This window comes from Pseudoduganella sp. jia 9 (assembly GCF_055502615.1).
The window spans coordinates 1-25,132 of record NZ_JBUPWE010000029.1; the positions used below are offsets into that span (position 1 = coordinate 1).

The window sequence follows — 25,132 nt, forward strand, 5'->3', positions numbered from 1 at the left end:
GGTTCTTCGCGGGGAATGGGGGAAGACGGGATTGACGATCTGAGCAGGAAGTGGTGGCGGGGGTCTGAAGTTGGTAGATTGATAGTCGCCAAACAAGTCAATCTTTCAAACCACCGCCATGCTCAATGCTATGTCGTCTCTCCCGTTTTGGGAAGGCCATATTCTCGACTCCGTCCAAGAACAGAAAGACGGTTCCCTGCTGATCGTTCTCGAACCCTGTCCGACAAGTGATGCTTTGTGTGGGTCGTGCCGCCAGCCTTGCGCCTTGGTGCATGAGCGCCGAAGACGCAAGGTGCGCGACCGCGATATTCTGGACAAACGCGTCTGGCTTGATGTGCCAGTGCGGCGACTGGACTGCCATCACTGTAATGCACGGGTTGCCGAGCACATTGTCTGGCTTGACCGGCGTTCACGCATTACGCATCGTGTGCGCCTGTGGGTCGAGGCGCTGGCGCAACTGCTTCCGATAGCACATGTGGCCCGGCTGACCGGCCTACACTGGCATACCGTCAAAGAGATCGATCATCGGCGCTTGAAGCACTTGCATGCTGACTTCTCAGCAGAGGGTGTACGGCGCCTGGTGATGGACGAATTCGCCCTGCACAAGGGACACCGCTATGCCACTGTCGCGCTCGATGCTGAACGGATGCGCGTATTGTGGGTTGGAGAAGGCAATAGCCGGGAAGCGATCCGGCCATTTTTCGAGATGCTGGGACCGGAAGGCTGCCAGCGGATTGAAGCCGTGGCGATGGACATGAACACGGCTATGGATCTCGAAGTGCGCCAGCAATGCCCCAATGCCGAGGTGGTCTACGACCTATTTCATGTCGTGGCCCGTTTTGGCCGCGAAGTCGTTGACCGGGTACGGGTCGATCAAGCCAATGCACTACGTGCAGAGCCAAAAGCCCGTCAGGTCATCAAGCGCAGCCGATGGCTTTTGCTGCGTAATCGCGACAATCTCAAAACCGACCAGGCGATCAAACTTGACGAACTGCTCGCCGCCAACCAGCCCTTGGCAACGGTCTACCTGCTCAAGACCGAACTGAAAGAGATCTGGTATGCGCCATCGGCCTGGGAAGGTGCTCGTCGATGGAAAACCTGGCTCAAGCTCGCCCTGGAAAGCCAGATCGCACCGCTGATCCAGTTCGCTAAACGCTTGGCCAAATACCGGCGCGGTATCTTGGCTTCGGCCATCTATCCGATGAACTCATCCATCCTGGAAGGCGTCAACAATCGCATCAAAGTGATCAAACGCATGGCTTACGGATTCCGGGACGCATCCTACTTCTTCTTGAAAATCAAGAATGCGTTCCCCGGCAAAGTGCGATGAACCTTTTTTTATGCTGCGGACTCCTTACAGCCACAATATAAACTGGGGACGTACCCTTGTTTTCAGGAATTTTCCTAGAAACAAGGGTACGTCCCCAATTTTTCAAGCGACGCATCCAAACTGGGGACGGACCCTTGTTTTCAAGAATTTTCCTATAAACAAGGGTACGTCCCCGGTTTTTTGGTGGCTATTCGCCCAGGTATGCGGCCTTCACGCGCGGGTCGTGCAGCATGTCGTCGGCGTTGCCGGTCATCGTGATCGCGCCGGAATCCATCACGTAGCCGCGGTCGGCCGCCTGCAATGCCAGTTTGGCATTCTGTTCCACCAGCAGGATCGTGATGCCCTGCTTCGAGACGTCGCGGATCACCTCGAAGATCTTGTCGACCATGATCGGCGACAGCCCCATCGACGGCTCGTCCAGCAGCAGCAGGTGCGGGTGGCACATCAGCGCACGCGCCATCGCCAGCATCTGCTGCTCGCCGCCCGACAGCGTGCCGGCCAGCTGCGCGGCGCGCTCCTTCAGGCGCGGGAAGATGTCGAACCACTTGGCGATATCGGCCTCGACGCCGGCCTTGTCGTCGCGCGTGTAGGCGCCCATCATCAGGTTTTCCAGGATCGTCATGCGCGTGAAGACGCCCCGCCCTTCCGGCACCATCGCCAGCTTTTTTTCGACCAGCTGGAAGCTCTGCAGGCCTTTCAGCGGCTGGCCCAGGTAAGAGATGGTGCCGTCCACCTTGCAGGCCGGCAGCGTGCCGGTGATCGCCTTCAGCGTGGTGGTCTTGCCGGCGCCGTTCGCGCCGATCAGCGTGACCAGCTCGCCCTCGTTTACCTCCAGGTCGATGCCCTTGACGGCCTTGATGCCGCCGTACGCGACCTGCAGGCCGTCGATCTTCAGCACGTTCTTCACGGCCGCCGGCTTTGCCGCGGCCACATCGGTTGCCACCATCAGTGCGACCCTCCCAGATAGGCGTCGATGACGGCCTGGTTGCTTTGTATTTCGTGCGGCAGGCCTTCGGCGATCAGCTTGCCGTATTCGAGCACGCTGATGCGGTCGCACAGACCCATCATCAGCTTCACGTCGTGCTCGATCAGGAGCACGGTCTTGCCCTCGGCCTTGATCTTCACCAGCAGTTCGCGCAGCGCCAGCTTCTCGGTGGCGTTCATGCCGGCGGCCGGCTCGTCCAGCGCCAGCAGTTGCGGATCGGTGGCCAGCGCGCGGGCGATTTCCAGGCGGCGCTGGTCACCGTACGACAGGTATTTCGAGGTGCGGCTGGCGAACTGCCCGATGCCGACGAAATCGAGCAGTTCCTGGGCGCGCAGGCGGATCGCCTTCTCTTCGTCGCGCGCGGCCTTGTGGCGAAACACCGCGCCGAACACGCCCTGGCGCGTGCGCACGTGGCGCCCCACCATGACGTTTTCCAGCGCCGTCATTTCGCCGAACAGGCGGATGTTCTGGAACGTGCGCGCAATGCCCGCCTTGGCCACCGCATGCGGCGCGGAAGGCGAATACGGCTTGCCGGCCAGTTCGAAGGTGCCGGTATCGGGCTGGTAAAGGCCGGTGATCACGTTGAAGAACGTGGTCTTGCCGGCGCCGTTCGGACCGATCAGGCCATAGATCTGGCCGCGCTTGATGTTGATGCGGACGTCCGTCAGCGCCTGCAGCCCGCCGAACCGTTTATTGACGCCCTGGATGTTCAGGATGACTTCTTCGCTCATCTGTTTTCCTTATGCCGCCACGACGCCGGTTGCCTTGCCCTTGGTGTCGGAATCGCCGTCCGGGCGATCCTCGTGCTTGGGCGAAGGCCACAAGCCGGCCGGGCGGACCAGCATGATCAGCACCAGCGCCAGGCCGTACAGCAGTTGCCGCAGCACTTCCGCTTCGATCAGCACCTTGCCGAACAGCTGCATCTGCACCGGTTCGACGACGTGGCGCAGCACTTCGGGCAGCGCCGCCAGCAGCAGGCCGCCCAGCACCACGCCGGGAATGTGGCCAATGCCGCCCAGCACCACCATGGCCAGCACGGCGATCGACTCGGTCAGCGAGAACGATTCCGGCGACACGAAGCCCTGGAACGCGGCGAACATGGCGCCGGCCACGCCGCCGAACGAGGCGCCCATCGAGAACGCCAGCAGTTTCACGTTGCGCGTGTTGATGCCCATGGCCTTCGCGGCGATCTCGTCTTCGCGGATCGCCACCCAGGCGCGGCCCAGCCGCGAATGCTGCAGGCGCGCGGTGACGAAGATCGTGGCGATGCACAGGAACAGGAACAGGAAATAGTAGGCATTGACGGAAGGCATCTGCCAGGCGCCGATGGACACCATCGCGCCCGAGCCCTGCTCGCCGGCCAGGTCCACGCCGAATACCCTGATCGGATCGATCAGGTTGATGCCCTGCGGACCGTTGGTGAAGTTGATCGGATCGTTCAGGTTGTTCATGAAGATCCGGATGATCTCGCCGAAGCCCAGCGTGACGATGGCCAGGTAGTCGCCGCGCAGCTTCAGCGTGGGCGCGCCGAGGATGGCGCCGAACAGGCCGGCCAGCGCCGCCGCCAGGGGCACGATGAACCACACCGACAGGTGGATGCCGTTGGTGCGGATCTCCTCGCCGAGGATCGCCGCCAGCGCTTCGCCGAACGCCGGATGCAGCATGATGACCGATTCGAGCAGTGCCGCGAACTGTGGCGAGGCCAGCAGGCCGGTCAGGTAGGCGCCCACCGCATAGAACGCGATATAGCCCAGGTCGAGCAGGCCGGCAAAGCCGACCACGATGTTCAGGCCCAGCGCCAGCATGATGTACAGCAGCGCCAGGTCGGCGATACGCACCCAGGAGTTGCCGAAATTCTGGGCAATGAACGGGAAGACCAGCATCACGGCCAGCAGCAGGGCCATGCTGGTGTAGGCCTTCTTCGGATCGCGCGCGGTGTCGAAATTGAGCAGTGCCATGTCGGACTCCTTAAGCGCGGTCGGCCACGCGTTCGCCCATGATGCCGGACGGGCGCACCGTCAGCACCAGGATCAGCACGATGAACGCGAAGATGTCCTGGTAATGGCTGCCGAGGAAGCCGCCGGTCAGGTCGCCGATATAGCCGGCGCCCAGGCTTTCGATGATACCCAGCACGATACCGCCGATCATCGCGCCATAGATATTGCCGATGCCGCCCAGAACCGCGGCGCAGAACGCCTTCAGGCCGGGGATCGTGCCCATGGCGAACTGGATCGACGCATAATTGGCGCCCCACATCACGCCGGCCACGGCAGCCAGCGCGGCGCCGATCGCGAACGTATAGACGATCACGCGGTTCGAGTCGACGCCCATCAGGCCTGCCACGCGCGGGTTCTCGGCCACGGCGCGCATCGCCCGGCCCATCTTGGTTTTCTCGACGAGCAGCACCAGGGCGCACATCGACAGCGCGGCCAGGGCCAGCAGCAGTATCTGCGTGATGCTGATGACGGCGCCGCCGACGGCGATCGGGTCGGCCGGCAGCAGTTGCGGGAACGGCAGCGGATTGCGGCCCCAGATCATCATCGCGAACGTTTGCAGCAGGATCGACATGCCGATCGCCGTGATCAGCGGCGCCAGGCGCGGCGCGTTGCGCAGGCGGCGGTAAGCGATGCGTTCGATCAGCACATTGACGATGATGCAGCCGGGAATGGCGCCGAGGATGGCGATACCCAGTTGCAGCCAGCCATTCATTTCAGGGAAATGGGCCCCGAGTATATTCAGGATGGTCAGGCCGATCATGGCACCGATCATCAGCACGTCGCCATGGGCGAAATTGATCAGGTTCAGTACGCCGTACACCATCGTGTAGCCGAGCGCCACCAGCGCATACATGCTGCCCAGCACGAGCCCATTGATAATTTGTTGGATGAAGGTATCCATCACTCCCCTTGTTTCGATCGTGTGATCGGCTCGATCTCATGCGCCGGCAGGACGTGTGGCACCTGCCGCCGCGTAACAAAAACGGCACCCGGAGGATAGCCCCGCAGTGCCGCCGCATGACGCTCTTCAGCATCGCTGTTCATTGCCGCCAACGTGCACGCCACGAAGATGGCACGGCGGCCGCATCCTACTACGTCCGCCCCGCTCCCGGAAGCCGGTCAAAAAGAAGTCTGATCGGCAATTTCCTGGACTGGCCCGCAAGTTGGCCCGCCATCATAGCCATTCCCAATGAAAACTACGCGCGGAAAAACGGCGCCGATGCTGAACAATATTCAGTTATAACATGGACAATGCGCAGAACGACGTCACGCCAGGCCCCGCGGCAGCGGGAACGTGACGTTTTCCTCCACGCCTTCCAACGGCCGGACGCTCTTCGCGCCCAGTTCCTTGAGCCGGTCGATGACGGCCTGCACCAGCACCTCGGGCGCCGAGGCGCCGGCCGTGACGCCGATGCGCTGGTGTCCGTCGAGCCAGGCGGGGTCGATCTGGTCCGCCCGGTCCACCATGTAGGCCGGCGTGCCCATCTTGCGGGCCACCTCGCGCAGGCGGTTCGAGTTCGAGCTGTTCGGGCTGCCCACGACGACCACCACTTCCACCTGCGGGGCCATGAACTTCACCGCCTCCTGGCGGTTCGTGGTGGCGTAGCAGATGTCGCCCTTCTTCGGTTCCTGGATGGCCGGGAAGCGCGCCTTCAGCGCTTCGATGATCTCGGCCGTGTCGTCCACCGACAGCGTGGTCTGCGACACGTAGGCCAGGTTTTCCGGGTTGCCGACTTGCAGCGTCGCCACGTCGTCGATGGTTTCCACCAGGTGCATGCCTTCTTCGGCCTGGCCCATCGTGCCTTCCACTTCCGGGTGGCCGTCGTGGCCGATCATGATGATCTCGCAGCCGGACTTGCGCATCTTGGCCACTTCCACGTGCACTTTCGTCACCAGCGGGCAGGTGGCGTCGAAGATCGACAGGCCACGCGCTTCCGCTTCGGCGCGCACCGCCTTCGACACGCCGTGCGCGGAAAACACCAGTGTATTGCCGGCCGGAACATCATCCAGGTCTTCGATGAAGATCGCGCCCTTGGCGCGCAGATCCTCGACGACGTAGGCGTTGTGCACGATTTCGTGCCGCACATAGATCGGCGCGCCGAACTGCTGCAGCGCGCGCTCGACGATCTCGATCGCGCGGTCGACACCCGCGCAAAAGCCGCGCGGCTGGGCCAGGAGAATTTCTTTATCGGTTTGCATGGGATTACAGGACGGAGATCAGGTTCACTTCAAAGCGCACCGGCTGGCCGGCCAGCGGGTGGTTGAAGTCGAAGATGGCGGCATCGTCATGCAGTTCGCGCAGGATGCCGGAGAAGCGGCCGCCGCCCGGTGCCGCGAAATCGACCAGGTCGCCCACGCGGTATTCCGCGCCGGGCACCGAATTTTCGTCCAGCGTGGCGCGCGTGACGGGGCGGATCAGCTCCGGGTTGCGCGGTCCGAAGGCCACGCCCGGCTCCAGGTCGAAGGTTTGATGGGTACCTTCCGGCAAGCCGAGCAGCAACTCTTCCAGTACCGGCGCCAGCTGGCCGGAACCCAGCATCAGCGTGGCCGGATTGCCGTCGAAGGTGGAAACGATATCGGTACCGTCCAGCTGGGCCAGGCGGTAATGCAGGGTGAGATAGGCGGAAGGAGTGACGACGTTCGACATGATGTGACCCTTGGTTGGGCGCAATAAGCTGGGCAAACCGGTATTGTAAGCCAGCTTGGCATTGGCAGGCGGATCGCGCGGCCCGCGCCGCGAGTCCGCCGATGTCTTCGCCATATCAGTATGGCCCGGTTCGCCGGCTCGGATAATGGCCTTCCGATCAAGCCAAGGAGGCAAGCATGAGTATCTCGAACTGGCCGGCGCACCAGCGCCCGCGCGAACGGTTGATCCGCGAAGGCGCGCAGGCCCTGTCCGACGCGGAACTGCTGGCCGTTTTCCTGCGCGTGGGCGTGCGCGGCAAGAATGCCGTCGAGCTGGCCGGCGACATGGTCCGGCATTTCGGCTCGCTGCAGGCCCTGCTGCGCGCCAGCCTGAAGGACTTCACCGACGTGCCGGGCCTGGGTCCGGCCAAGTATGCGCAGCTGAATGCGGTGATCGAACTGGCCCGGCGCGCAATCAGCGACGAGATGCTGTCCGGTGAATCGATCTGCTCGCCGCAGGCCGCCAAGCAATACCTGCGCCTCGCGATGGCCGGCCGGCCCTACGAATCGTTCCATGTCCTGTTCCTGGACGTGCGCAACCGCCTGATCGCAGCACGCGAACTGTTCCGCGGCACGCTCACGCATACCAGCGTCTATCCGCGGGAAGTGGTGCGCGAAGCGCTGACGCGCAACGCCGCCAGCGTGATGCTGGCGCATAACCATCCGTCGGGCACGCCGGAACCCAGCGAAGCCGACATGTTGCTGACACGCGCCCTGGTTCAGGCGCTGGCGCTGGTCGACATCCGCATCCTCGATCATTTCGTTGTCGCCGGACATCGCGTGCATTCCTTCGCGGAAAACGGCCAGATGTAACAATTCGCGCCCTGCCCGCTCGGCGTTTACCGTTAGATATCAAGGACTTCGGCGCAAGTCATGTTGTTCGGGATTCACACTCCGAATAAATGTTAAATTTTTCGATCACTTCATGACACAATTGTTTTTCACAAGTGATTGAAAAACCTCAGCTTTTTGGATAAACTCCTGTTTTTCCAATTTTGGAAGTTATCTAAGGAGTGCAACATGGCACGTGTTTGCCAAGTCACTGGGAAGAAGCCGATGGTCGGCAACAACGTTTCCCATGCAAACAACAAGACCAAGCGTCGTTTCCTGCCGAACCTGCAGAACCGCCGCATCTTCGTTGAATCTGAAAACCGCTGGGTCTCCCTGCGTCTGTCCAACGCCGGTCTGCGCGTGATCGACAAGGTCGGCATCGACGCCGTCCTGGCCGACATGCGCGCTCGTGGCGAAAAAGTCTAATAGGGAGCTATCATGGCAAAAACTGGCCGCGACAAAATCAAGCTGGAATCGACCGCTGGCACGGGTCACTTCTACACCACGACCAAGAACAAGCGCACGATGCCTGGCAAAATGGAGATCATGAAGTTCGATCCCAAAGCCCGCAAGCACGTGACGTACAAGGAAACCAAGATCAAGTAATCATTGCGATTGCGCGATCTTGCTCCATTAAAAAAGCCGCTCTCGAGCGGCTTTTTTGCATCAGGACTGTTGCAAAACCCAGCCGGACTGCCCGGATCGTGGCGCGTGCCCGGTGTGCAAATTGCCTGAAATCGGGGTCTGACCCCGGTTTTGGGAAATGTTGCCTGAGATCGGGGTCTGACCCCGGGTTTGGGAAATGTTTATGAAGGCAAATAAAAACGGCCCCGAAGGGCCGTCTCGATGAAGCTCGGGAAGATCAGGCGTAGGTACGCAGTCGCAGCGAGAAGTCCTGCAGCGCCTTGATACCGGACGCTTCGGCGCGCTGGCACCAGTCCTGCAGCTTGTGCACCAGCTCTTCGCGGGTGAAGTGCGAGCGTTCCCAGATCACGCCCAGTTCGACGCGCATATTGTGCATCGTTTCCAGCGCCTTGCTGTGCTGGAACAGCTCGGTCAGATGCGCCTTTTGCACCGCTTCCAGCTTCGCCGGCTCGCGCTGCATGGCCTTGCGGGCAGACTTCAGCACGCCCGATTCCAGTTGCGCCTTGTGCTTCAGGTGCTCCACTTCCTCTTCCCACGCATGCTTGACCGACTTGGCATACTTGGCCATCACGTCGTAGCGGTTGGCGATCACCGCGTGCAGCGTTTCAATGTCGGCCTGCAGCTTGGCGGTAGCGAACTTCGGCTTCGGCGGCAGCTTCTTCACTTTTGCCAGGCCGACCATTTCCATCATGCGGATATAGCCCCAGCCGATGTCGAACTCGTACCACTTGGACGACAGCTTGGCCGACGTGGCATACGTATGGTGGTTGTTGTGCAGCTCTTCGCCGCCGATGATGATGCCCCAAGGAATGATGTTGGTGGCCGCATCCGAGCAGTCGAAGTTGCGGTAACCCCAGTAGTGGCCGATACCGTTGATGATGCCGGCGGCGGTGATCGGGATCCACAGCATCTGGATGGCCCACACCGTGAGACCCTTGGCGCCGAACAGCATGACGTTCAGGATCAGCAGCAGCGCCACGCCCTGCCAGCTGTATTTCGTGTACAGGTTGCGCTCGATCCAGTCGTCCGGCGTGCCGTGACCGTACTTGTCGAGCGTTTCCTTGTTTTTCGTTTCAGCGCGATACAGCTCGGCGCCTTCCCAGAATACCTTCTTGATGCCGCGGGTAACCGGGCTGTGCGGATCTTCCTCGGTATCGCATTTGGCATGGTGCTTGCGGTGGACCGCCGCCCATTCCTTCGTGACCTGGCCCGTGGTCAGCCACAGCCAGAACCGGAAGAAGTGACTGGGGATCGCATGCAGCTCCAGCGCGCGGTGCGCCTGGTGCCGGTGCAGGTAGATCGTGACGGCCGCGATCGTGATGTGGGTGACGATCAGCGTATAGATGACGGTTTGCCAGTTCGACAGACCGGTAATGCCATGCGTCAGGAAGTCCAAGACAGCGTTCAAGCTAGTTCCATCCTTTTCAATGATTTCCAGTCGCGCGGAAATCTTGCGCAACGCCAGCAGACGTTACCATCAATTGTACGCGCATTCGTCCGGGACAGGCGGGACGATTACTTAACGTCATGTGGTATTTCGGGGATTGGCAATTGCCCGATGATGCGCATTTCCCGCTGCGGGAACGGCACAGAGATCTGGTGATCCTTTAACGCTTTCCAGATCGCACGGTTGACATCGGATGTGACGCCGCCGCGGCCGTTTTCCGGATCGCCGATCCAGAAGCCCACCTGCAGTTCCAGGCCGTCGGCACCGAAGTTGAGCAGCGTGGCGCCCGGCGGCCGCGATTTCAGTACCCGCGGCACCGATGCCGCCGCCTCTTCCAGCAGCTTCAGCGCGTAGTCGAGATCCGTGTCATACGCCACCGACACCTTCGTGCCGATCCATACTTCCTTGTTTGTCAACGTGGTGTTCTGCACCGCGCTCGACACGAACATCTCGTTCGGCACGATCGATTCCACGCCGTCCAGCCCCTGCAGTACCGTGTAGCGCGTGTTGATCCGCGCCACACGGCCGCTGAACCGGTCGACGGTGATCATGTCGCCGATCTGCAGGCTGCGGTCCAGCAGGATGATGAAACCTGACACGTAGTTGCTGGCGATCTTCTGCAGGCCCAGACCGAGGCCGACACCCAGCGCCCCGCCGAACACGGACAGCACGGTCAGGTCGATGCCCACCAGGTTCAGGCTGAACAGCACGGCAAACACGATCAGCAGCGCCCGGCCGACCCGTGCCAGCACCACGCGCACGTTCGAATTGAGCGTATCCACGCCCATCAGCCGCTCTTCCAGCGCCGCGCCGGCCCACATCGCCAGCACCAGTGTGACGACGACCGACACGATGCCCTGCAGGATCTCCGCCGCCGTCACCTTGTTCTTGCCCAGGTGCAGCGTCATATTGTCGAGATAACGGTAGATGTCGTCCCAATAACCGGTGATGTACAGCGCAAACGCCACCCATACCAGCAACTGGAAGATCTTCTCGAACGTCAGCATCGCCGCGCCGATTTCGCCGCGCCGCGCGAATACCCGCCGCAGCAGGTAGAACGTCAGCCGGATGACCGCCAGCGAGCCCCAGATCGGCAGCGCCACCTTCAGCAGGTTGACCTGGTACCAGCGCCCCAGCACGATCTGCGACAGCCACAGCAGCAGTACGATCGCCAGCGGCGCGATCACGCGCGCAAAGCTTTCCACGCCAAAGCGCGCCATGCCGGTCCGGTCGGCACGCTGCCCGAGACGGGACAGCACCAGCCGCGACAGCATCCAGCCCAGCCCCACCGACAGGACCAGCGCTCCCAGCTGCCACATCAGGCCCGGATCGCGCAGGTCGCCCAGCAGGTCGTTCCACAATGCCGACAGCGGGATCTGCTTCATTCGTCTCTGGCCTCGGCCTTGTCCACGGCCTCTTCGGCGGAGTCACCGGCCGGCGTCGCCTTGGCCATCGGCTTGCGTTCGAACACGGCGGCAAAGAAACCATCCGTATGGTGCTTGTGCGGCAGCAGTTTCAGGTAGTCGCCCATGTCCAGGTTGATCTTCTGTTCAGCCAGCACCTGGCTCATCGGCACCAGCTGGAAGTCCGGATGGCCGGCGATGAACTGCTCCGCCACCGCATCATTTTCTTCCCTCAGCAGGCTGCACGTCGCGTACACGAGTCGGCCGCCGGCTTTCACCAGGCGCGCGGCGCCATCCAGGATCGATACCTGTTTCTCGTGCATCTCGGCGATCGCCTCGACCGGCTGGCGCCACTTCACGTCAGGGTTGCGGCGCAGCGTGCCCATGCCGGAGCATGGCGCGTCGACCAGCACGCGGTCGATCTTGCCGGCCAGTCGCTTGATCTTCGCATCTCGTTCATGGGCGATCGCCACCGGATGCACGTTCGACAGGCCCGAGCGCGCCAGACGCGGCTTCAGCTTGGCCAGGCGTTTTTCCGACACATCGAACGCATACAGGCGGCCGGTGTTGCGCATCTGTGCGCCCAGCGCCAGCGTCTTGCCGCCTGCGCCGGCGCAGAAGTCGACCACCATCTCGCCGCGGCGCGCGCCGAGGATCTGCGCCAGCACCTGGCTGCCTTCATCCTGCACCTCGATCGCGCCTTCCTTGAACAGCGGCAGGTTCTGCAACTGCGGCTTGCGCAGCACGCGCAGGCCCAGCGGCGCGAACGGCGTGGCCGTGGCCTTGATCGGCGCCTCGGCCAGTTGCGCGATGACCTTGTCGCGGTCCGCCTTCAGCGCATTGACGCGCAGGTCCAGCGGCGCAGGCGTATTCAGCGCATCGGCCAGCTGCAGCGCTTCGGCCTCGCCATACTGCTCGACGAGCTTTTCCCACAGCCATTTCGGCATATTGGTGCGCAGCGATTTGTGCAGCAGCGAGCGGTCGATGTCCTTCATCCGCGTCAGCCACTCGGTTTCCTCGTCCGTCAGCCCGGGCAGCGCATCGACGCCAACGGCATCGACCATGCCCAGCAGCATCAGGCGGCGCATCGTGGCGCCGCCATTCGGCTCGGAAAACTCGGTGAAGAAGTTCTTGTTGCGGAGCACCGCATACACGCACTCGGCAATGGCACCGCGTTCGCGGCCGCCGAGGCGGGGGTGGTCCTTGAAGTAGCGGGACAAGGTGGTGTCCGCGGGCGCGGTAAAGCGCAAGATCTCGCGCAGCACTTCTTCTGCGCTGGCGAGCACGACTGGAGGCAATCTCATGGGGAATCCTGGTGATGAATTGGTTCGCGATCAGTTCGCGGATGGGTCCGATGCGGCCATCGCGGCCGACGGCGGGGCCGATGACGGGGCCGATGACGGGGCCGATGAGCGCGGGCGATGCGGTCCGTAGACCTGGCCGTCCTCGACAGTCAGTTTATCTTCGATGAACCAGCGGATGGCGCGCGGATACAGCACGTGTTCCTGCACCAGCAGGCGCTGCGCCAGCGTTTCCGGCGTGTCGCCCGGCAGTACCGGAATGGAAGCCTGGTCCACCATCGGGCCATGATCCAGTTCGGCGGTCACGAAATGCACGGTGGCGCCGTGCTCGGCGTGGCCCGCCGCCAGCGCCGCCTCGTGCGTGTGCAGGCCGGGGAACAGCGGCAACAGCGACGGATGGATGTTCAGCATGCGCCCGCTGTAGTGTTCGACGAAGCCGGGGGTGAGGATGCGCATGAAGCCCGCCAGCACGACGAGGTCCGGCGCGAAGCCGTCGATGACGGTTTGCAGCGCTGCATCGAATGCTTCGCGGGTCGGGTAATCCCTGTTCGGCACGACTGCGGTGGGAATGCCCCTCGCGGCGGCGAATTCCAGGCCCTTGGCATCGGCACGGTTGCTGATGACGGCGGCAATCCGGGCGGGCCACTGCTCCGCTTCGGCGGCGCGGACCACGGCTTCCATATTGCTGCCGCGGCCCGAAATAAGGATGACGATGTTTTTCATGGCCGACATTGTACCCGCTGCGGGAGGGTGGACCAATGGCGGACCAGCGGCGGACCAGCGGCCGGCGGCGCCGGGACGGCGCGGAACGCCTCAGGCGATCGGCGCGGCGCTATTCAAAGGAATAGAAAACGCGGAACGGCACCTTCTTTTCGGCCCACCAGTCGGCCGCGTCGCGGAACACGTCGAGCAGCGTTTCACGCGCTTCACGGTCGAATTTCTGGGTATTGGGCAGTTGTTCGAGCACGATCACGAAACCGGGCTGAGCGCCGGCCTGGAACAGCGTTTCCGTCAGCGTGGTGCGGAGCGCATCGAAATTCTTGCCACAGGGCTTGGGGAACCGAAAGGATTCGGCAATGATGCCCAGCACTTGCTGCTTGGTCAGGCCGGCATTGCAATACGCATATAAAAAATGCTGGCCCAGGCGGCCGGCCTCCTCTTGCAGTTCAGCGATCCGGAATGCCCTGATGGACTGAACGAGGTTGGGCGGCACGGTTAAGAACAAACTCATTTTTCCCTCAAAATCGACCTGTTGTACGGTATGTGTTTTATATTGAAGGCACCTATACAAGGCACACTGCGGCACACTGCGAGGCAAGTAGCATCAGTGCGAACAGCAGTGCGAACAGTACTGCAGCCGACACTGCGACCCACTGCGACCTCGTGATGCGCGGCGTGCCGCTGCACCGGCAGCGCTAGTCGCGTTTCTCTCCGTCAATTCGATCCCTAGAGTGTAAGGGTAACGTGTTGTCCAGCATGAATCAACTTTAATGTGGCAGCGTGCGCAAGATTTGTTAAAAAGCGGTCATTTTCAGGGCCATTTAAGATGCCTTGCCGACAATCCGCCTCCCGGCGCTTCGCAGTGGGTATCTGTCGGCAAACCATGAGTGCGGGTTACATTTTGTTGCCATGAACCCAGATTAGTGCGGCACGGCGGCGTTACCATTGAATCGCGTAATACACACTCCCCTGTTCTTCCGCAGTTTGTCGCTGATAATAAGACAATTACCAATAGAGGTACCTCAAATGAAACAGCAAGCTCAGTTGCCATTCAAATTAATGTTGTCGGCCATGCTGCTCGGTTCCTTGCCGGCCGTGCAGGCCGCCGATTTCGAGGATTACGGCCGTGTGGTGCGGGTCACGCCCCAGGTCGAGCGGGTCAATCGGCCGCAGCAGGAATGCCGTACCGAATACGTGCAGGTACAGCAACCGCAGCAGCGCAGCGTGGGCGGCTCGATCGTCGGCGGCATTGCCGGCGCGCTGCTGGGCAGCCAGGTCGGCAGCGGCAGCGGCCGCACGGCGGCGGCGGCGGCCGGCGCGATCGCCGGCGCCGTGGTTGGCGACCGTGTCGACAACCAGAACGCGCAGCCCCCGGGCGTGCAGGAACAGGCGGTAAAACAATGCCGCACCGTCGACAACTGGGAATCGCGTACCACCGGCTATGAAGTCGTGTACGACTACCGCGGCCGCAATTACACCAGCTATATGTCGCAGGACCCGGGCGAACGCGTACGCCTGCGCGTATCGGTCGAACCGGTCCAGTAAAGCCCCTTTGCCTGGAAACGGCGAACTGCCGGCCCGCGGGCCGGCAGTTCGCATTGTGGGAAACGGTTGCACCCGGGGCTTGGGACCGGGACTTGCTGCCGCGGCGTGCTACCGGAGGCTTGCTACGTTGCAAAGCGACGCGGGATAATAAGGCTCCACCGGAACCCACCATGCTGATCAAACGTAAATCCATCGAAAAAGAAGAGTCGTCGCGTCCGGCAAAGCCGGCGGCGAAAAGCGCCGCGCGCAAGCTGGCCCCTTACAAACCGAAATTCGCACCGGTGACGCTGTCCGAGCAGGATGGCGTACGCTACCTGCATTTCGGCACCGAATGGGTGCAAGGCGCGATGCGTATCCGCAAGCCGGACTGGCCGGAACTGGAATATGCGCAGCAGATGATGGCGTGGATGCTGTGGATCGCAACGCCGCGGCGCGTCGCGCAACTGGGCCTGGGCACCGCCTCGCTGACCAAGTTCTGCTACAAGGCATTTCCCGAAGCGCAGGTGACGGCGGTGGAACTGAACCCGCACGTGATCGCGATCTGCCAGTCAATGTTCAAGCTGCCGCCGGACGATGCGCGACTGCGCGTGCTGGAGATGGATGCACTCGATTTCGTCAACGACGTGGCCAACCACAACACGCTCGACGCGCTGCAGGTGGACCTGTACGACGCCACGGCGCGCGGCCCGGTGCTCGATTCCGCCGAATTCTATGCCGCCTGCGCTGCCTGCCTCACCGAGGACGGCATCATGACCGTGAACCTGTTCGGCGACCACCCCAGTTATGCAAAGAACCTGAAGGCGATGAAGTACGCCTTCCCCCAGGTAATCAGCCTGCCGGAGGTCCATGAAGGCAACGTGGTCGCGCTGGCATTCAAGCGTGCCCGCCCGATCGACATTCCTGCCCTGGAAGAGCGTGCCAGGGAAATCCACGCGCAGACGAAGCTGCCGGCGAAATCGTGGGTGAAGGGCCTTGCCCCGGCAAAAACCTGACGCCATGGCCAAGACACTCGACCTGCAACAGATCTTCACGTGGCTGCTGGCCGACGGCATGGTCGAGAAAGCCGGCGTCAAGGCCCATTACACGCAGGCCCAGGGCATCCTGCGCAACACCGCCGGCGCGATGCATCCGCTGTGCGCCGTGGCGCATTGCAAGATCCTGTCCGCCCAGCCGCCGCACCGGCAGCTGACGCTGGACCTGCTGACCGAATGGCTGGCCGGGCGCGCCCGGCTGCCGCTGTACCGGATCGATCCGCTGAAGGTGGATTTCACGCGCGTGGCGGACGTGATGTCCGCCAGCTACGCGGCGCGCTTCAATATCCTGCCGGTGGAAATCACGGCCGACACCCTCACGGTCGCCACCGCCGACCCGTTCGCGCTCGAATGGGAGCCGGAGATCGCCAAGATCTCGCGCCGCTCGATCCGCCGCGTGATCGCCAATCCGCTCGACATCGCCCAGTACACATCGCAGTTCTTTTCCCTGGCGAAGTCGATCAGGGACGCCAACAAGTCCACCGGCCAGGACCTCGCGCTGCGCAACAACTTCGAGCAGCTGGTCGAAATGGGCAAGAGCAACCGGCAGGTCGATGCCAACGACCAGCATGTGATCAACATCGTCGACTGGCTGTGGCAATACGCATTCGAGCAGCGCGCCTCCGACATCCACCTGGAACCGAAGCGCGACATCGGCAACATCCGCTTCCGCATCGACGGCGTGCTGCACCAGGTCTACCAGGTGCCGGCCGTGGTGATGATCGCGATGACCGCGCGCATCAAGCTGCTGGGTAGGATGGATGTGATCGAGAAGCGCCGCCCGCAGGATGGCCGCATCAAGACGCGCACCGCCGGCGGCCAGGAAATCGAGCTGCGGCTTTCCACGCTGCCGACGGCCTTCGGCGAAAAACTGGTGATGCGGATCTTCGATCCGGACGTCGTCGTCAAGACGCTGCCCGAACTGGGCTTCCCGCCCGAGGACGCGGCACGCTGGGACGCGCTGACGCAGCGGCCGCACGGCATCATCCTCGTTACCGGCCCGACCGGCTCAGGCAAGACCACCACGCTGTATACGACGCTGAAGGCGCTCGCCACTTCCGAAGTCAATGTGTGCACCGTGGAGGACCCGATCGAGATGGTGGAAGCGTCCTTCAACCAGATGCAGGTGCAGCCGGGCATCGAGCTGTCGTTCGCGGACGGCGTGCGCGCGCTGATGCGGCAGGACCCGGACATCATCATGGTCGGCGAGATCCGCGACCTGGCTACGGCCGAAATGGCGATCCAGGCCGCGCTGACCGGCCACCTGGTGCTGTCGACGCTGCACACGAACGACGCGCCATCGGCCGTGATGCGGCTGCTGGAACTGGGCGTGCCCTACTACCTGCTGGAAGCAACGATCGTCGGCATCATGGCGCAGCGCCTGGTGCGCACGCTGTGCGCCGATTGCAAGGCGGCGGACGGCACGCTGGCGGACGACATCTGGCAAGGCATCGGCGGTGCCTGGAACCTGCCGAAACCACAGCAGGTCTACCGCCCGGTGGGCTGCCCCGAGTGCCGGCAGACGGGTTTTCGCGGCCGCACCGGCATCTACGAGCTGCTGACCGTCAGCGCCGGATTCAACGCGCTCGTCAAGGAAGAAACCGATATCGGCGCGCTGCGCCGGCAGGCCATCGCCGACGGCATGAAACCGCTGCGCATCGCCGGCGCCTGGAAGGTGATCGAAGGGGTTACCACCGCCGAGGAAGTACTGAAGGCCACCGCATCGCTGGTATGACCAGGACGGCAGGGTTCGGCACCGCAAGCATCCGGAATTCGCCCTGGTGGGAAACCCGGATATTTTTTGATGATGTGCATCTTGGCAGAGCGCAATGAGGCGTATATAATACGGCCTCTTTCGGGTCGTTAGCTCAGCTGGTAGAGCAGCGGACTTTTAATCCGTTGGTCGCAGGTTCGAATCCCGCACGGCCTACCACGAATAGATCAGAGAAGCCAACCGTTCGCGGTTGGCTTTTTTGTTGGCTGTTCGCTTCAAATCGGTTCAGCAATTCCGCACGTCCAGCTAAGGCTGAACGCCTTGCGCGCCGTCATACATTCATGACAATTTCCCTCAACAGTTGCTGAAGAATCACCCGGCGGGCCCGGCTACGATAGCAGCCGTTGAACCTGTTGCGACATCCTGCGCGGCAACGATGGCGGACCTGTGCCCTCCGGCCTGGCCGGCGCCCGCCGCGCTCGACTTCATGGAAGCAGGAAGGACGCCGGCAGGCGCGCGAACGAAGTAAGCACTGAGCAGCACAGCACCACCCTCCCTACTTCGGCCAACCCGCGCGGTTGGCCTTTTTTTGCGGCGCAGCCTCAAGACCTCAGCGTCATCTTTTCTCCCGCCCACGCTGGCGCAGCCATGCGCCTCGTTGCGGCGTGTACCGTGAGGCCGAGCGGCAGTTCCACCCAACGATGGAACATGGCGCCCGCCGCAAGGCTGGCTGCCCATGCGCCCAGCACACCGGCCATCTGCCATTGCGGATCGGCCGGTACATACCGCGTGAACGCCGCATTGATCACCAGGCAGACCGGAAAATGCACGAGGAAGACGGCGTACGAAATGCGCCCGAGCCCACCGACAGCGGACATGGCAAGGCCCGGCCGCGCCCGCACGCGCCCGAACAGGAACAATACGCAGGCGACAGCCAGCGCCAGTGCGATCCGGTCGCGGAATTCAAGCACCAGCGCGGCAAGCACCGGCAGCACGGCAAGTGCCGCCAGCAAGATCACCGCGCGGCCCTTGCGGTTGCGATCGCCAGCCCACCAGGCCATCGCGCCCAGGCCATAGCTGCCGAAGAAATACGGCGCCCAATCGTCCCAGCCGGCATCCATGTTGAAATAGAACAGCGAAACCGCGATGCCTGCCGCAACGGCACAGGGTATCAGGCACGGCAGTGGCCGGCCCTTGGCCACCCGGCCCGCCAGCCACAGCGTCACGGCCAGCGCCGCATACAGCTGGAAATCGATCGCGACATACCATGCACCCGCAGACAGCGATTCATACCCCAGCACCCCATGCAGCAACACCGCATGGGCACACAGCTGCGCAAAGGTGGCAGGCGCGGAAATCGAGTCATGCGTCATCCAGGAAGCGGCCCAGGCGGTAGCGAGCGCGGCCAGCAGCGTGGCGGCCAGGAACGGCGGGGCCAGCTTCACATAGCGCCGCCAGATCGCCGCGCGCGGATCGGCCAGTCCACCGCTTCCGTCCGGGCTCAGCGACTTCGCGGCAAGGAAGCCGCCGATCACGAGAAACACCTGCACGGCAATGCGCGCCGTATCGCCAAGCCATTCCATCAGGCCAGGCGCCAGGGGGCGTGCATGGTCGGCCATCGGCCCGTAGAACGCCAGGTGATGCAGCACGATCAATTGTGCGGCCACCGCCTTCAACAGATTAATCACTGCGAACTCGGGTCCCGCCTGCGCCCTGGCCCGCACAGGTGCCGGCTTGCCTGCAAACCCTTTGACCGACTCACTTACCGACCCACTTACCGACTCACTTACCGACTTGCTTACCGACTTCATCCACATCCTTTGTACCGCTCATCCAGCCCGGCAGGCCGTGATGATTTTATAAAGGACGGCAGGATAGCCGAGTTAGCCCATCCATGGCGCTACAAAGTATCCGGACCGGGGAGGCCATGCCGATATCGAGCGCCCGTGCACCACGCATCGGGATGAACTTTTACGACAAATTTCCTTATAAATAACTTAAAAACTAGAAACTGGCTTCGCTAACATGTTCTTTTCCCAACACGCTGGAGCCCTTCATGAGACCGTCCGCCATTACTGCCGCATGCACCGCCGCATTCGCGCTGTCACTGCCGTTGACCGCCTTTGCCGATGTCACGTCTACCGCGCAAATCAGCAATTTCCGCTTTGAAGTGATCGATCTCGACCTGGAGGACGGGATCGCCGCGGCATTGACCCTGGACGACGGCGGCAAGGTGCTGACGGCCGGCTATTACGACGATGTCGGGATTCCCGACCCGTTCGAATACCTGACCGAGGACGGCAGCGTGACCGCCACGGTCGGCACCGGCAGTGCGACGGCCTCGCTGGCGGACGGCACGGCTAATGTATCGGCGCACTTCACCGGCAATGAAGGCGAGTTCTTCAGCACTGTCGCCGTCGGCCATTCGTTCACGCTCACAGCGAATACCCAGGTGGTCCTGTATGCCGACGCCAGCGCCACGGGCGGTGCCGGCGCCGATTCCCAGTACGGCGGCTCGAGTTACAGCCTGCTGTTCGGCCTTACCTATGACGCGGTCACGGGCGAGCCGACACAGACCGAAGACGTCCTGGTCAGCTTGCTGGGCAACACGGAAGCGCGTCAGCTGTCGGTGACGTTCGCGAGCGGCAACGCAACGCTCGAAGGCGAACTCGGTTATGCGGCCAGCGCCTATGCCGGTGTCAGCCCGGTACCAGAACCGTCGCAGGTGGCGCTGCTGACACTTGGCCTCGCCGGCCTCGGCTGGCGGTTGCGCCGCGCAACCAAAGCGCAACCAAGCGCAACCGTGGGCAGCTGAGCGTAGCTGAGCGCAACTGAACCCAACTGAACCCAGCAGAACCGAACTGAGCGGAACGGCGCACCAGCAGCGCGCCCGCTCCGCAATGCCGTTCAGCGGCCGTACTTCAGCCGCCACAGCGAAGTCGGCAATGCGATCGGCGCGCCAGGCTTGAAGAATGCGGAATCCTGGATGCGCGACGTCGTCACGTACACGGTACCGTCGGGTCCCTGGCTGAACGTATCCGGCCAGCGCAGCCGCGCGTCGCGAACCAGCACGCGCGGTTCGGCACCGGGCGACACCAGGCTGCGTACCTTGACCGAATCGTCCTCGGGCGATGTGACATACATGTGCCTGCCGCCGCGGTCGATCAGCAAACCGTCCGCCACGCCGTTGCGGCCGACGGTTTCCACCTGGCCGCCGATATCGTCGCCACGCCAGCCATCCTCGACCAGCGCGCGGGTGGCGATGCGGTACAGCGTATCGCCCTTGATCGCCTGCCAGTACAGGTACTGGCCATCCGGCGACAGGGCAATGCCGTCGGCGGCGAACTCGATGCCCTTGCCGTCCGGCCGCCGCAGCGGCTTGCCGTCGGCGGTCACCACCAGGCCCTTCTTCGGCTGCGTGGACGGGTCGCCATCCAGCAGCCGCTTTGCCTCGCCCGTTCCCAGGTCCACCAGCACGATTGCGCCGCGCACGCCGGAATCGGTAATGTAGGCCCATTTCCCGTCCGGCGAAAACCGCACGTCGTTCAGGTAGGACCCTTGCGTGGCCACGCTTTCATCGAAGCGGATGTTCTGCAGTACCGCGTTCGTCGCCAGGCTGACGCGCACCAGCTTCGGTCCGCCCGGCACGATCGGCCCCTGCGCCGGCGCGGCCGGATCCAGCACCCACACATTGCCCTGCCTGTCCGCCACCACGCTCTGCACGCACACCCAGTGCTCACCGGGTGACAGCTCGTCCTTGCGGGCATTGCGCCAGGCATTCCACTGCTCGTTCGGGAAGGGTGTCACGGCACCGTCCTTCACTTCGGCTACCGAAATGGGCGAATCCTCGGTCCAGCGCGGGAAGTTGACGAAAATGCGGCCGTCCTCCGCCACGGTCACGCCGGTGACCTGGTGGCCGAAGTCCGCCACCTTTTCCAGGGTAACGGCTTGCTTGGAGACCAAGCCCTGGGCGATGGCTGGTGCGGCAGAGCCGGCCAGGGCCAGCACGAAGAAAGAAGCAAACAGACGGGATGGCATCGGGTTTCCTTTCTGAATGGTGTGATCGGAGCATGCGTGGCATACGGTGCGCGGGATGATGCCATATGGCTTGCATGTTGCGGCAAGGTAGCGGAACGGGGGTGCTACAGTGCTGCTTTCGCAAACGAGGAGACCCAATGAACTGGCTGTACCTGGCAATCGCCATCGTGGCCGAGGTGATCGCCACCTCCGCGCTGAAGGCGTCCGAAGGCTTTACGCGCCCCATCCCGGCGGCGCTGGTGGTGGTTGGCTACGGCATCGCGTTCTATATGCTGTCGCTGACGCTGCGCACCATCCCGATGGGTGTGGTCTACGCGATCTGGTCCGGCGCCGGCATCGTGCTGATCACGCTGGTGGGCTACTTCATGTTCCGCCAGCGGCTCGACCTGCCGGCGCTCATCGGTATCGGCCTGATCGTGGCTGGCGTGCTGGTCATGCAGCTGTTTTCAAAGGCCACCGCACACTGAGGCCGCCTGCTCCACGGTGTTTGCTTCACTGCAGCCACTCGCGCAATTGCGCCGTGCGGCGCGCCGTCAGGCGGGTTTTCCATGCGGCGGCCGGCACCGCCGGATAACGGGCCTGCGCGAACGCGGTCCATGCATCGCGGTAGGCGATCCAGCTGCGCTGCGTGGCGCGGATGTCCTGCTTCCTCACCGTGGTATAGCCCAGCCTGCCCTCTTCGTCCACGGGCAGCGCCATCACCTTGCGGTAGGCGTCGTTCAGCGCCTTGTCCGCGGCGGCGAAAGCGGCATCCGTGCCGGCCGGCAGCCTGCCCTGTTCGGCCGCCCTCAGGTCGGCCAGCAACTCGTCCTGCACGGCCGCCCGCGCGCCGATCGACAGCGCGGCGCGGGCGGTGCCGGAAAGGTCCGTTTCGATGTCGCCGACATGGCGTGCAAACGCGTCGCCGGCCTTGCGCAGCGCGGCAAGTTTCGCGCGCGGCCCGGGCGCGAGCGAAGCACCGATCTTCGCCAGCGCGTCATTGCGCGCCTTGCCGTCGGCAGTTTCGGCGATATCGGCACAGAATCCCATCATCATGCCGCTGGTGATGTCGTCGCACAGGTCGAACGGTTTCTTGTCCCTGCCCGCCTGCATGTTCCGCAAATGCTCGAGCCGCCCTTCCATCTCGGCCTCTGCGCTGTCGACCCGGCAGGCATGTTCGATGGCGCGGCCGATGTCGCGCGGCACGCCGAACCCATTCGCATGCAGCATCATCAGCACGGCGTCATTGCGGTCCTGCACGGCGCAGCGGTGCACGGCTTGCCAGTCCGGCGCCGCGCTGCGCCGTGCTTCGTAGTATTTTCCCAGCGGGTTGCAGCCTTCGTAGCCTTCGAAGATGCCGGGCGGTTCCGCGTCCGGCGCGCGCGCCGGACAGGCAGCCGGAGACGCCGCGGCAGGCGCGTGCAACAGCGCCGCCAGCACGCCGCAGGCCAGCGCACCGCAGCCCTGCGGCGTGCTGGCCAGTATGCAGCGGGCGAGCACATCACGGAGCGGCGTACGCCATGGCGCGCGGCTCATGGCGCGTCCCCGATCAGCCGCGCCAGGCCGGAGACGCGCACCGCGCCGCCCCGCTCCGGCAATGCCTGGGCATGCAGGCGGCATGGCACGCCCATGTCTTCGCCCTGCACGATGTCGATCGACGTTTCCGGCCAGCCGCTGTCGCGCAGGTAGCCCGCCAGCGCCGCGGCCGCGGCGCCGGTCGCCGGATCCTCGTAGACGCCGCCGGAAGCGAATGGATTGCGTACGTGGAAGCGCCGCGGCGTTTCGGCATGTACCAGCGCAATGGTGGCCCAGCCTTCGCGCCGCATCAGCACGCGGCCGGCAGCAAGGTCGTAGCGCATCGCGGCCAGTGCCTCGCGCGAGCGCAATGCGAGGATCAGGTGGCCGGCTCCGCCGTTGGCCAGCGCCGGGGGAATGCGTTCATCGAGATCGGCGCGGCTGTAGCCGAACAATGCCAGCGCCTCGTCGACGATGGCCTGCGGAGCCGCTTCACCGGTAGCGGGCGGTGACACGAGGATGGCGGCAACCGTGCCGCCTTCAGCCTTGCCTTCGACAGTCACGCGGGCATGACTGGTGCGCAGCGCGAACGTGCCGGCGCCGTGTTCCAGCGCCAGCACGGCGCCCAATGCGATCGTTGCGTGGCCGCAGAACGGCACCTCGGATTCGGGCGAGAAGTAGCGTACGCGCCAGTTCCCGCCATCGTCACGTGCCGCGAATACCGTTTCCGAATAGCCGACTTCGGCAGCGAGCAGTTGCATCGTCTCTTCCGGCGGCAGTCCGGCACCGGTCCAGACACCGGCAGGGTTGCCGCCGAAGCTGCTGCCTGCATCACCGGCGCAGAACGCCGCCACCCGTTTTACTCCATTGATCATTGGCCATCCTCCTGACGGCCAGTATAGCCCGGCCCGATCGAACGGCAGGCCCCTGGCTCGCGGCGCTCCCGCCGTGCACCCCGTCAGGGAATGATCTTCCTGCTTTTCAGCCATTGCACGAAGTGTTCGTTCCAGTGATCGGCGCTGGTACCCACGCTGCGCATGCTGAAGCCGTGCTCCCCTGCGGAATACACGTGCAACTCAGCGGACCGGCCGGCGGCACGCCACGCCTCGAAGATCGGCACGCTCGCATAAGCCATGATGCCGTCGTCGGCTGCGACCGCGACGAACACGGGCGGCGCATCCTTCGGCACGACCCGCTGCGGCGAAGCACCGTAGATCACGCCGACGAAATCAGGCCGGCTGGCCGCATCGTAGGCAGTGGCGACGTTCATGGCCGTCATGCCGCCGGCGGAAAAACCCATGATGCCGATCCTGGCGGGATCGATGCCGTATTCGCCGGCATGGGCGCGTACCCAGCGCACCGCGGCCAGGCCGTCCTCCTGCGCCAGCGGGATCGCGCGGCTCTCGTCGGCATCGCGATGCGTCCTGCGCGGATCGGCGCCGCGCATGCGTTCACCCACGACCTTCAGGAACTGGCCGCTGTCCGCCGGTGTCGTGTCGAGCCGGTATTTCAGCACGAAACTCGTCACTCCCTGTTCGGCGAGATACCGCGCCACCATCAGGCCTTCGTTGTCGATCGCGAGACTCAGGAAGGCGCCGCCCGGGGCGATGATGACGGCCGCGCCATTCGCCTTGCCGGGGGCCGGACGCACCGGATACAGCGCCGGCTGCGTTACGTTGCGCACCACGCGGCGGCCAAACATTTCCATCCACACTTCGGAGTCGGCCGACCCTGCGGACGACAGCGGGATCGAACTTTCGCTGGCGGGACTGATGGGCCTGGGCGGATTGGCGGCCAGGTAGGCCGTCATGTCCTGCATGCTTATGGGCTTCTTCGTGGCGCTATCCTGCGCGATGGCCGGGGCGGCCAGCAGCAGGCTGCCGGCAAGGGTGGCGATCAGTGCCAGGTTCATTGGGGTCTCCATGGTTGTTGGAATGACCAATGAGCTTAGGCAGGTTACGGCTGG

Annotated in this window: 25 protein-coding genes and 1 tRNA gene; 10 read left to right on the plus strand and 16 right to left on the minus strand. The window is 63.5% G+C overall.

What is annotated here, in order from left to right:
• Positions 1-118 precede the first annotated feature (118 nt).
• Positions 119-1,330: an ISL3 family transposase gene (locus ACY34H_RS28255; protein WP_464975433.1), complete on the plus strand. Its 1,212-nt coding sequence runs from the start codon at positions 119-121 to the stop codon at positions 1,328-1,330.
• Between the two features lie 187 nt (positions 1,331-1,517).
• Here the strand turns inward: ACY34H_RS28255 and ACY34H_RS28260 are convergent, their stop codons facing one another.
• The 6 genes from ACY34H_RS28260 to ACY34H_RS28285 form a co-directional block, all read right to left on the minus strand.
• A complete protein-coding gene (locus tag ACY34H_RS28260; protein WP_464980747.1) occupies positions 1,518-2,276 on the minus strand; it encodes an ABC transporter ATP-binding protein in 759 nt (252 codons plus the stop codon).
• Entirely contained in the window at positions 2,276-3,046 is a 771-nt protein-coding gene (locus ACY34H_RS28265; protein ID WP_464980748.1) for an ABC transporter ATP-binding protein, read from the minus strand. Before ACY34H_RS28265 ends, ACY34H_RS28260 begins: the two co-directional genes overlap by 1 nt.
• Positions 3,047-3,055: 9 nt before the next feature.
• Positions 3,056-4,273 (minus strand): ABC transporter permease subunit, encoded by a 1,218-nt coding sequence (locus tag ACY34H_RS28270; protein ID WP_464980749.1) that lies wholly within the window; start codon positions 4,271-4,273, stop codon positions 3,056-3,058.
• A 10-nt stretch (positions 4,274-4,283) separates the two neighbouring features.
• Complete coding sequence (locus tag ACY34H_RS28275; RefSeq protein ID WP_464980750.1) at positions 4,284-5,213, minus strand: branched-chain amino acid ABC transporter permease; 930 nt, start codon at positions 5,211-5,213, stop codon at positions 4,284-4,286.
• Positions 5,214-5,578: 365 nt separating this feature from the next.
• The gene (gene ispH, locus ACY34H_RS28280; RefSeq protein ID WP_464980751.1) at positions 5,579-6,511 is read right to left on the minus strand and encodes a 4-hydroxy-3-methylbut-2-enyl diphosphate reductase; all 933 of its coding nucleotides are present in this window, start codon (positions 6,509-6,511) and stop codon (positions 5,579-5,581) included.
• A gap of 4 nt (positions 6,512-6,515) precedes the next feature.
• Positions 6,516-6,959: an FKBP-type peptidyl-prolyl cis-trans isomerase gene (locus tag ACY34H_RS28285; RefSeq protein ID WP_464980752.1), complete on the minus strand. Its 444-nt coding sequence runs from the start codon at positions 6,957-6,959 to the stop codon at positions 6,516-6,518.
• Between the two features lie 176 nt (positions 6,960-7,135).
• Between ACY34H_RS28285 and radC the strand changes: the two genes are divergently transcribed.
• The 3 genes from radC (at position 7,136) to rpmG (ending at position 8,434) form a co-directional block, all read left to right on the plus strand.
• Entirely contained in the window at positions 7,136-7,810 is a 675-nt protein-coding gene (gene radC / locus ACY34H_RS28290; RefSeq protein ID WP_464980753.1) for a RadC family protein, read from the plus strand.
• Positions 7,811-8,017: 207 nt separating this feature from the next.
• Complete coding sequence (rpmB, locus tag ACY34H_RS28295) at positions 8,018-8,254, plus strand: 50S ribosomal protein L28 (protein ID WP_008451488.1); 237 nt, start codon at positions 8,018-8,020, stop codon at positions 8,252-8,254.
• Positions 8,255-8,266: 12 nt separating this feature from the next.
• Positions 8,267-8,434: a 50S ribosomal protein L33 gene (gene rpmG, locus ACY34H_RS28300; RefSeq protein ID WP_050411857.1), complete on the plus strand. Its 168-nt coding sequence runs from the start codon at positions 8,267-8,269 to the stop codon at positions 8,432-8,434.
• A 256-nt stretch (positions 8,435-8,690) separates the two neighbouring features.
• Here rpmG and ACY34H_RS28305 read toward each other — a convergent pair whose 3' ends face one another.
• The 5 genes from ACY34H_RS28305 to ACY34H_RS28325 all read right to left on the minus strand — a co-directional run bounded on the left by ACY34H_RS28305 (position 8,691) and on the right by ACY34H_RS28325 (position 13,855).
• Positions 8,691-9,881, minus strand: coding sequence for a DesA family fatty acid desaturase (locus tag ACY34H_RS28305; RefSeq protein ID WP_464980754.1), 1,191 nt, complete (start codon positions 9,879-9,881; stop codon positions 8,691-8,693).
• 107 nt (positions 9,882-9,988) lie between these two features.
• The gene (locus tag ACY34H_RS28310) at positions 9,989-11,305 is read right to left on the minus strand and encodes a mechanosensitive ion channel family protein (RefSeq protein ID WP_464980755.1); all 1,317 of its coding nucleotides are present in this window, start codon (positions 11,303-11,305) and stop codon (positions 9,989-9,991) included.
• A complete protein-coding gene (locus ACY34H_RS28315) occupies positions 11,302-12,627 on the minus strand; it encodes an RsmB/NOP family class I SAM-dependent RNA methyltransferase (RefSeq protein ID WP_464980756.1) in 1,326 nt (441 codons plus the stop codon). Before ACY34H_RS28315 ends, ACY34H_RS28310 begins: the two co-directional genes overlap by 4 nt.
• Before the next feature lie 30 nt (positions 12,628-12,657).
• Entirely contained in the window at positions 12,658-13,347 is a 690-nt protein-coding gene (purN, locus tag ACY34H_RS28320; RefSeq protein WP_464980757.1) for a phosphoribosylglycinamide formyltransferase, read from the minus strand.
• 109 nt (positions 13,348-13,456) lie between these two features.
• The gene (locus ACY34H_RS28325) at positions 13,457-13,855 is read right to left on the minus strand and encodes a barstar family protein (RefSeq protein WP_464980807.1); all 399 of its coding nucleotides are present in this window, start codon (positions 13,853-13,855) and stop codon (positions 13,457-13,459) included.
• 515 nt (positions 13,856-14,370) lie between these two features.
• Between ACY34H_RS28325 and ACY34H_RS28330 the strand changes: the two genes are divergently transcribed.
• From ACY34H_RS28330 to ACY34H_RS28345, 4 genes are all read left to right on the plus strand, one after another.
• Positions 14,371-14,889: a glycine zipper 2TM domain-containing protein gene (locus tag ACY34H_RS28330; protein WP_464980758.1), complete on the plus strand. Its 519-nt coding sequence runs from the start codon at positions 14,371-14,373 to the stop codon at positions 14,887-14,889.
• 170 nt (positions 14,890-15,059) lie between these two features.
• Entirely contained in the window at positions 15,060-15,881 is an 822-nt protein-coding gene (locus tag ACY34H_RS28335) for a spermine/spermidine synthase domain-containing protein (protein ID WP_464980759.1), read from the plus strand.
• A gap of 4 nt (positions 15,882-15,885) precedes the next feature.
• Positions 15,886-17,655, plus strand: coding sequence for a type IV pilus assembly ATPase TfpB (gene tfpB / locus ACY34H_RS28340; protein ID WP_464980760.1), 1,770 nt, complete (start codon positions 15,886-15,888; stop codon positions 17,653-17,655).
• Positions 17,656-17,777: 122 nt separating this feature from the next.
• A tRNA-Lys gene (locus ACY34H_RS28345) sits at positions 17,778-17,853 on the plus strand.
• Between the two features lie 383 nt (positions 17,854-18,236).
• Here ACY34H_RS28345 and ACY34H_RS28350 read toward each other — a convergent pair.
• Complete coding sequence (locus tag ACY34H_RS28350) at positions 18,237-19,313, minus strand: acyltransferase family protein (protein ID WP_464980808.1); 1,077 nt, start codon at positions 19,311-19,313, stop codon at positions 18,237-18,239.
• 377 nt (positions 19,314-19,690) lie between these two features.
• On the opposite strand from ACY34H_RS28350, the gene ACY34H_RS28355 reads away from it, so the two are divergent.
• Positions 19,691-20,449: a PEP-CTERM sorting domain-containing protein gene (locus tag ACY34H_RS28355; protein WP_464980761.1), complete on the plus strand. Its 759-nt coding sequence runs from the start codon at positions 19,691-19,693 to the stop codon at positions 20,447-20,449.
• A gap of 92 nt (positions 20,450-20,541) precedes the next feature.
• On the opposite strand, the gene ACY34H_RS28360 is transcribed toward ACY34H_RS28355, so the two are convergent.
• Positions 20,542-21,672 carry an L-dopachrome tautomerase-related protein gene (locus ACY34H_RS28360; RefSeq protein WP_464980762.1) on the minus strand — a complete coding sequence of 377 codons (1,131 nt, stop codon included), beginning with the start codon at positions 21,670-21,672 and terminating at the stop codon, positions 20,542-20,544.
• 137 nt (positions 21,673-21,809) lie between these two features.
• On the opposite strand from ACY34H_RS28360, the gene ACY34H_RS28365 reads away from it, so the two are divergent.
• A complete protein-coding gene (locus tag ACY34H_RS28365) occupies positions 21,810-22,139 on the plus strand; it encodes a DMT family transporter (RefSeq protein WP_464980763.1) in 330 nt (109 codons plus the stop codon).
• A 25-nt stretch (positions 22,140-22,164) separates the two neighbouring features.
• Here the strand turns inward: ACY34H_RS28365 and ACY34H_RS28370 are convergent, their stop codons facing one another.
• The 3 genes from ACY34H_RS28370 to ACY34H_RS28380 form a co-directional block, all read right to left on the minus strand.
• A complete protein-coding gene (locus ACY34H_RS28370) occupies positions 22,165-23,187 on the minus strand; it encodes a lysozyme inhibitor LprI family protein (protein WP_464980764.1) in 1,023 nt (340 codons plus the stop codon).
• Positions 23,184-24,041 (minus strand): PhzF family phenazine biosynthesis protein, encoded by an 858-nt coding sequence (locus ACY34H_RS28375; protein WP_464980765.1) that lies wholly within the window; start codon positions 24,039-24,041, stop codon positions 23,184-23,186. The genes ACY34H_RS28370 and ACY34H_RS28375 overlap by 4 nt, the downstream gene beginning before the upstream one ends.
• 83 nt (positions 24,042-24,124) lie before the next feature.
• Positions 24,125-25,078 carry an alpha/beta hydrolase gene (locus ACY34H_RS28380; protein ID WP_464980766.1) on the minus strand — a complete coding sequence of 318 codons (954 nt, stop codon included), beginning with the start codon at positions 25,076-25,078 and terminating at the stop codon, positions 24,125-24,127.
• Positions 25,079-25,132: the final 54 nt, after the last annotated feature.